Origin of the sequence: Cyanobium sp. LEGE 06143 (assembly GCF_015207535.1) — a bacterium.
GTDB lineage: Bacteria > Cyanobacteriota > Cyanobacteriia > PCC-6307 > Cyanobiaceae > NIES-981.
The window spans coordinates 1-7,051 of the sequence record NZ_JADEWP010000134.1 but is presented as its reverse complement, the minus strand read 5'-3'; the positions used below and the strand labels follow the sequence as shown (position 1 = coordinate 7,051).

7 protein-coding genes and 1 pseudogene are annotated in these 7,051 nt (G+C 69.9%); 3 read left to right on the top strand and 5 right to left on the bottom strand.

The features are described from left to right. Positions 1-60 precede the first annotated feature (60 nt). Positions 61-1,309 (bottom strand): annotated as a pseudogene (gene fabF, locus IQ216_RS09945) (beta-ketoacyl-ACP synthase II). A gap of 8 nt (positions 1,310-1,317) precedes the next feature. Next, a complete protein-coding gene (gene acpP / locus IQ216_RS09940) occupies positions 1,318-1,560 on the bottom strand; it encodes an acyl carrier protein (RefSeq protein WP_193815346.1) in 243 nt (80 codons plus the stop codon). A 170-nt stretch (positions 1,561-1,730) separates the two neighbouring features. Here acpP and psaC point away from each other — a divergent pair, with 170 nt between their 5' ends. Both psaC and glmS read left to right on the top strand, forming a co-directional pair. After that, positions 1,731-1,976 (top strand): photosystem I iron-sulfur center protein PsaC, encoded by a 246-nt coding sequence (gene psaC, locus IQ216_RS09935; protein ID WP_011295528.1) that lies wholly within the window; start codon positions 1,731-1,733, stop codon positions 1,974-1,976. A gap of 95 nt (positions 1,977-2,071) precedes the next feature. After that, positions 2,072-3,985, top strand: a complete 1,914-nt coding sequence (gene glmS, locus IQ216_RS09930) for a glutamine--fructose-6-phosphate transaminase (isomerizing) (RefSeq protein ID WP_193815345.1) — start codon at positions 2,072-2,074, stop codon at positions 3,983-3,985. 22 nt (positions 3,986-4,007) lie between these two features. Here the strand turns inward: glmS and IQ216_RS09925 are convergent, their stop codons facing one another. Next, complete coding sequence (locus tag IQ216_RS09925; protein WP_193815344.1) at positions 4,008-5,477, bottom strand: mannose-1-phosphate guanylyltransferase/mannose-6-phosphate isomerase; 1,470 nt, start codon at positions 5,475-5,477, stop codon at positions 4,008-4,010. A 43-nt stretch (positions 5,478-5,520) separates the two neighbouring features. Next, positions 5,521-6,087 (bottom strand): ribosome maturation factor RimM, encoded by a 567-nt coding sequence (gene rimM / locus IQ216_RS09920; RefSeq protein WP_193815343.1) that lies wholly within the window; start codon positions 6,085-6,087, stop codon positions 5,521-5,523. 72 nt (positions 6,088-6,159) lie between these two features. Between rimM and IQ216_RS09915 the strand changes: the two genes are divergently transcribed. After that, positions 6,160-6,339 (top strand): NAD(P)H dehydrogenase subunit NdhS, encoded by a 180-nt coding sequence (locus IQ216_RS09915; protein ID WP_186698263.1) that lies wholly within the window; start codon positions 6,160-6,162, stop codon positions 6,337-6,339. Here the strand turns inward: IQ216_RS09915 and IQ216_RS09910 are convergent. Further along, on the bottom strand, positions 6,320-7,051 hold a 732-nt coding region (locus IQ216_RS09910), incomplete at its 5' end, for a ribonuclease III family protein (RefSeq protein ID WP_228007370.1). The genes IQ216_RS09915 and IQ216_RS09910 overlap by 20 nt on opposite strands.

Here is a 7,051-nt window from a genome sequence, read left to right as displayed (position 1 = left end):
GGGTAAGGGTGATCAGGCTCGACGCAACAGGCGATGCCGGGCGGTGGGGCTAACGGACCATCAGCTCAGACGCCGGAAGGCCAGGCAGACGTTGTGGCCACCGAATCCGAAGGAGTTGGAGAGCACCACGTTGAGTTTCCGTTCACGGGCCTGGTTGGGCACGACATCCAGATCACAGGCCGGATCCGGATTGAGGTAATTGATCGTAGGCGGCACCAGGCCATGCTTCATGGCGAGCACGGCGGCAACGGCCTCGATGCCGCCGCTGCCGCCCAGCAGATGGCCGGTCATCGACTTGGTGGAGCTCACCGGAATCTGGCCGGCCCGCTCGCCCAGGGCACTCCTGATGGCGGCGGTCTCATTGCTGTCGTTGGCCTGGGTGCTGGTGCCATGGGCATTCACATAGTCCACCGCCTCCGGCTCAAGCTGGGCGTCCCGCAGGGCGAGTCGCATCGCCTGGGCCCCCCCGCGGCCGCCGGGGGCAGGTGAGGTGATGTGGTGGGCATCGCAGCTCATGCCGTAGCCCACCACCTCGCCGAGGATGGTGGCGCCGCGGGACTCGGCATGGTCCAGGCTCTCGAGCACCAGCACGCCGGCGCCCTCGCCGATCACGAAGCCGTTGCGCTCGGCATCAAAGGGGCGACTCGCCGTGGCCGGATCGTCGTTGCGGAAGGAGAGGGCCTTGGCACTGGCGAAGCCCGCCAGCCCCAGGGGCGKGNNCKCCGRCKYGGSNCSGMYKNCWSAYSATGGNAKMNGCCAGGCCCAGCTGGATCAGGCGGTAGGCATCGCCGATGGCGTTGGAGCCCGCCGCACAGGCCGTGGCCACGGCGGAGCTCGGTCCCTTGGCACCGAGGGCGATCGCCGTGAGCCCCGTGGCCATGTTCGGGATCATCATCGGCACGCAGAACGGGCTCACCCGGTCGGGGCCGCGATCGGCCAGCACGTGGGCCTGGCTCTCCATCATCAGTAATCCGCCCACGCCGGAGCCGATCGCCGTTCCCACCCGCTCGTCGTTGCTGGCGTCGATCAGGAGGCCGGCATCGGCCACGGCCTGCTTGGCCGCCACCACCGCGAACTGGCAGAAGCGGTCCCAGCGCTTCGACTCCTTCGGCTCGAGCCAGCCGCTGGGGTCGAACTGCTTCACCTCAGCGGCGAAGCGACAGGCATGGCGGCTGGCGTCGAACAGGGTGATCCCCGCCACGCCGTTGCGGCCGCTGCTCAAGCCATCCCAGTAACTGGAGACGTCATTGCCGATCGGTGTGACCGCGCCGAGGCCGGTGATGACGACCCGCTGGAGACCCTGGACCATGGAGCGGTTCAGGCCTGCTTGTCCTGGATGTAGGTGACGGCATCCCCCACGGTGGCGATGCCCTCAGCCGCCTCATCGGGAATCTCGATGTCGAAGGCCTCCTCCAGCGCCATCACCAGCTCGACGGTGTCGAGGGAGTCGGCCCCGAGATCGTTCTGGAAGTTGGACTCAGACTTCACTTCTGCGGCGTCGACGCTGAGCTGTTCAGCAACGATGGAGCGCACTTTCTCGAAGATCGCTTCCTGGGACATGGCCGCTTTGTTGGTCGAGGCACTCTACGGGTCGTCCCGCCTGGGGCTCCTCAGGCGCCAGTGAGGGGCGACTTATGAACAAGGATGACGGCCGCGGCCTCGGGGGCGATCGGACCCGAACAGCTTCGGTACCTTTGCCACACGCCGAGTCTCAGCACACCGGAGTCCAGATGTCCCACGCCGTCAAGATCTACGACACCTGCATCGGCTGCACCCAGTGCGTCCGTGCCTGCCCCCTCGACGTTCTTGAGATGGTGCCCTGGGACGGCTGCAAGGCCTCCCAGATCGCCTCCTCCCCCCGCACCGAAGATTGCGTGGGCTGCAAGCGCTGCGAAACCGCCTGCCCCACCGACTTCCTCTCGATCCGCGTCTATCTGGGCGACGAGACCACCCGCTCCATGGGCCTCGCCTACTGAGTTCTCAGCGGCCGCCCAGCCGGCCTGGGCCTTCCCTGCAGCTCCCATAAGCTCATGCCCGGCCCGCGCCGGGCTTTTTTTGTGATCCCTGGCCTATGTGCGGCATCGTTGCCCTGATCGGTTCCCGGGAGGCGGCTCCCCAGCTGCTGGAAGGGCTGCGCCAGCTGGAATACCGCGGCTACGACTCCGCCGGCATCGCCACCGTGGAGCTCCGCGGCGAAGGCCCCGAGGAGCAGCTCCACTGTCTGCGGGCGGAGGGCAAGCTCGTGAACCTCACGGGTCGCTTTGAGCAGCAGGGCGCTCCGGGCCACTGCGGCATCGGCCACACCCGCTGGGCCACCCACGGCAAGCCCGAGGAACGCAACGCCCATCCCCACCTCGACGGCCGCGGCGAGCTGGCGGTGGTGCAGAACGGCATCATCGAGAACCACCGCAGCCTGCGCGAAGGGCTGCAGCAGGAGGGGGTGGTGTTCCGCTCCGACACCGACACCGAGGTGATTCCCCACCTGCTAGCGCGGCGGCTCGACCAGCTTCTGGCCGAGGGCACTGAGGCGGGGCCGGCGCTGTTGCTGCAAGCGGTGCAGGAGGTGCTGCCGCTGCTGGCGGGGGCCTACGCCCTGGCGGTGGTGTGGGGCCGGGTGCCCGGCGCCCTGGTGGTGGCCCGCCGCGCTGCCCCTCTGCTGATCGGCCTTGGCGAGGGGGAATTCCTCTGCGCCAGCGACACCCCCGCCCTGGCGGGCTTCACCCGCACCATCCTGCCGATGGAAGACGGCGAGGTGGCCCTGCTCACCCCGCTCGGCATCGAGCTGTACAACGCCGAGGGCCAGCGGGTGCAGCGGGCTCCCAGCCTGCTGAGCGGCACCCAGCACGTGGCGGACAAGCGCAGCTTCCGCCACTTCATGCTCAAGGAGATCCATGAGCAGCCTGAAACCGCCGCCCTCTGGGTGGCACGCCATCTGCCCCCCGAGGGGGGAGCGCGGCTCGTGGCCCTGGCCCTCGACGAGGGTCTCTACGAGGGGGTGGAGCGGATCCAGATCCTGGCCTGCGGCACCAGCCGCCACGCGGCCCAGGTGGGCGCCTACCTGCTGGAGCAGCTGGCCGGCATCCCCACCAGCGTGTTCTATGCCAGCGAGTTCCGCTACGCGCCGCCGCCGCTCAGCCGCCACACCCTCACGATCGGGGTGACCCAGTCGGGCGAGACCGCCGACACCCTCGCGGCCCTGGCCATGGAGCGCGACCGCCGCCAGCAGGTGGCCGATCCGGCCTACGCGGCCCGGCTGCTGGGGATCACCAACCGGCCGGAGAGTTCCCTGGCCCGCATGGTGCCCCACCTGCTCGACATCGGCGCCGGCATCGAGGTGGGTGTGGCCGCCACCAAGACCTTCCTGGGCCAGCTGCTGGCCTTCTACGGCCTGGCCCTGGCCTTCGCCGAGCGCCAGGGGGGCGCCCCGGGGGTGGGGGAGCCCGAGCAGTTGCGCCAGCTGGTGGGCCAGCTGCGCCAGCTGCCGCTGCTGCTGCGCCAGCTGGTGGACGACCACGACCAGCGCTGCGAGGCCCTGGCCCATCTGTTTGCCGACACCCAGGACGTGATCTTCCTGGGCAGGGGCATCAACTTCCCGATCGCCCTGGAGGGTGCCCTCAAGCTCAAGGAGATCAGCTACATCCATGCCGAGGGCTACCCGGCCGGAGAGATGAAGCATGGCCCGATCGCCCTGCTCGATTCGCGGGTGCCGGTGGTGTCGATCGCGATGCCGGGCCCGGTGTTCGAGAAGGTGCTCAGCAATGCCCAGGAGGCCAAGGCCCGCGATGCCCAGTTGATCGGGGTGGCGCCCCAGGGGCCCGACACCGACCTGTTCGATGTGCTGCTGCCGCTCCCCGAGGTGTCGGAGCTGCTCAGCCCCCTGCTCACCGTGATTCCGATGCAGCTGCTGAGTTATCACATCGCTGCCCATCGGGGCCTGGATGTGGATCAGCCCCGCAACCTGGCCAAGAGCGTCACGGTGGAGTGAGGGATCAGCTGCTCCTGAGGGATCAGGCGCCCTTGAGCACGGCATCGCTGCGCCCGTAGCGGTCTTCGAAGCGCACGATGTCGTCTTCGCCGAGATAGGCGCCGCTCTGCACCTCGATCAGCTCCACGGGGATCTTGCCCGGGTTGCTGAGCCGGTGCCGGGCCCCCAGCGGGATGTAGGTGCTCTGGTTCTCGCCCACCAGCTCCTGCTGGCCGTCCTTCTCCACCACCGCAGTGCCCTTCACCACAACCCAGTGCTCGGCCCGGTGGTGGTGCATCTGCAGCGAGAGGCTGGCGCCCGGATTCACCATGATCTTCTTCACCTGCCAGCGCTCGCCCTCCACCACGCCGTCGTAGGAGCCCCAGGGGCGGTAGATCTTGCGGTGCGCCTTGCTCTCGGGGGCGCCGGCCCGCTCCAGGAGTCCCACCACCGTCTTGACGTCCTGGGCCTTGTCGCGGTGGGCCACCAGCACCACGTCGTCGGTCTCGACCACCACCAGGTCTTCCACCCCCAGGCCCACCACCAGCCGGTGCTCGCTGCGCAGGTAGCAGTTGCGGCTGGCCTCGCTGATCACCCGGCCCCGCAGCACGTTGCCGGCGCCGTCCTGGTCGGCGGTTTCCCAGAGAGCACTCCAGCTGCCCACATCACTCCAGCCGGCCTGCAGGGGCAGCACGCAGCCCAACTCGGTCTTCTCCATCACTGCCACGTCGATGGCCACCCCCGGGCAGCCGGCAAAGGCCTCCCGTTCGAGCCGCAGGAAATCGAGGTCGGCGGAGTCGTGCTCCAGGGCGGCGCGGCAGGCGCTCACCACCTCGGGGGCCAGGCGTTCCAGTTCCGCCAGAACAGCGCTGGCGCGGAACAGGAACATGCCGCTGTTCCAGGTGAAGCGCCCGGAGGCCAGGAAGCTCTCCGCCGTGGCGGCGTCAGGTTTTTCCACGAAACGGGCGATCGGCACCGGCTGGGGGTCAGCGGTCCCGGCGGTGGGCAGGAGCGCGGCGGCCTCGATGTAGCCGTAGCCGGTTTCAGGCGCCGTGGGCACGATGCCGAAGGTCACCAGCTGGCCCGCCATGGCGGCCCCCAGGCCGGCCTCCACCGTGCGGCGGAAGGCGGCGGTGTCGCGCACCACGTGGTCGGCTGCCAGCACCAGCAGCAGGGGGTCGTCGCCGCGAGCCGTGGCGTGCAGGGCGGCCACCGCCACGGCGGGGGCGGTGTTGCGGCCGATCGGCTCCAGCAGGATACCACCGGGCTCCACCTCGATCTGCCGCATCTGCTCAGCCACGATGAAGCGGTGGTCTTCGTTGCAGATCAGCAGCGGCGGCGCCAGCCCCGGCAGGCCCGTGAGCCGCTGGTGGGTCTGCTGCAGCAGGGTTTCCTCCCCGCTGCCGCCCAGGGCCCAGTACTGCTTCGGGTAGCTGGCCCGCGAGAGGGGCCAGAGGCGGGTGCCGGTGCCCCCGCAGAGGATCACGGGAACCAGGTTGGGAGTGCTGCTCATCGCTGTCGTGCCGTGCCGCCATTCAAGGCCAGCCCGCCAGGTTTCAGAGGTCAAGCAGACCTGGAGGAGGGGTGATGCCGATCCAGCCCTCGGCCAGCCGCACCTCCGGCACGATCGCCTGCACGAAGGGGATCAGCAGCCGGCGGCCGTCGCTAAGGGCCACTTCCAGCAGGTCGTTACCGGCATGGATCAGGTTGGTGACCGTGCCCAGCACGGCGCCTGCCCCGCTGCCGTTCTCAGCAACGCCCTCAACGCCGCCCTCGAGCAGGCGCACCTCGAGGCCCACCAGATCCAGCAGGTAGAACTCGCCGGGAGCCAGCCTGGGACGGTCGCTGGCGGGCACCAGCAGCTCCTCGCCCACCACGGCCTCGGCCGCCTCGCGGCTGTCGACCCCGGCCAGGCGCAGCACGAACAACTCCTTACCTGGCAGGGGCCTTCCAGAGAGCAGCTCCAGGGGGCGGGCCGCCTGGCCGCGCCGCTGCAGCCAGCGGCGGCCGGGCCGGGTGAAGCGCTCGGGGAAGTCGCTCATGGGCAGCACCCGCACCTCGCCCTTCAGCCCCTGGGCCGCCACCAAGCGGCCCACCACCAGCAGTTCTTCGGTTTCCGTCATCGCTGGGGCTCGTCGATCGCAGTCATCGCTGGCGCTTACAGCCGATAATGGCCCCCACGCTGGTTTTCCACCATGACTGACCTTCCGATCCTGCCGGGCAGCACCGTGGTGGTGCGTGACGGGCGCTCGATCTACAACGGTTACAAGGGGTTCGTGCAGCGGATCAGCGGCAACCGGGCCGCCGTGCTGTTCGAGGGCGGCAACTGGGACAAGCTGGTCACGGTGCCCCTGCTCACCCTCGAGCAGCTCTGAGGCGGGCGAGGGCCAGCCGCGCCGCGTCCTGCTCGGCGGCCCGGCGCGAGCCACCCCAGCCCTCGGCCGGTTCCGGCCCGCTCGCCTCGAAGCTCACGCGGCAGTGAAACCGCCGGGGATCGCCGTGGGTCGGGCTCGCCTCGCGGCAGCTGTAGCGCGGCAGCCCCAGGCCCTGGCCCTGGGTCCACTCCTGCAGCGCCGACTTCCAGTTGTGCCGGTCGGGATCGGCCAGCAGGGTGGTGCTACTGAGGTGCCAGTGGGGGGTGAGCCAGCGGTGCACCGGCTGCAGGGAGCCCCAGGCCTGATACAGGCCACCGATCAGGGCCTCGCACAGCTCTGCCCGCACGGTGGCCTCGCCGGCGCGGTCGCCCTGGGCCATCGGACCGATCAGGGCCACGTTGGCCACGCCACACTCCTGGCCCAGTTCCGCCAGCCAGCGGTCACTCACCAGCTGGCTGCGCAGGGCGGCATGGCGACCCACGCTGAGGCCGTGGTGGTGCTGACGCAGGTATTCGGAGGCCGCCAGCCTCAGCACGGCGTCGCCGAGGAACTCCAGCTGCTCGTGGTTGCGGGGCAGGCGGGCGGAGGTGTGGGTGAGGGCCTCATCCACCGGGGCCAGGGCCTCCGCCGTCGATCCGGGGCCGCCGGGGCCATCTGGATCGAGGCCAAGGGCGGCCAGGAAGGTCACCAGTTGACGGCGGCGGTCGGGGGT

What these genes read in the sequence shown, in the direction of transcription:
- acpP (WP_193815346.1), bottom strand. Translation starts at nt 1,560, where the DNA reads ATGTCCCAGGAAGCGATCTTCGAGAAAGTGCGCTCCATCGTTGCTGAA.
- psaC (WP_011295528.1), top strand. Translation starts at nt 1,731, where the DNA reads ATGTCCCACGCCGTCAAGATCTACGACACCTGCATCGGCTGCACCCAG.
- glmS (WP_193815345.1), top strand. Translation starts at nt 2,072, where the DNA reads ATGTGCGGCATCGTTGCCCTGATCGGTTCCCGGGAGGCGGCTCCCCAG.
- IQ216_RS09925 (WP_193815344.1), bottom strand. Translation starts at nt 5,477, where the DNA reads ATGAGCAGCACTCCCAACCTGGTTCCCGTGATCCTCTGCGGGGGCACC.
- rimM (WP_193815343.1), bottom strand. Translation starts at nt 6,087, where the DNA reads ATGACGGAAACCGAAGAACTGCTGGTGGTGGGCCGCTTGGTGGCGGCC.
- IQ216_RS09915 (WP_186698263.1), top strand. Translation starts at nt 6,160, where the DNA reads ATGACTGACCTTCCGATCCTGCCGGGCAGCACCGTGGTGGTGCGTGAC.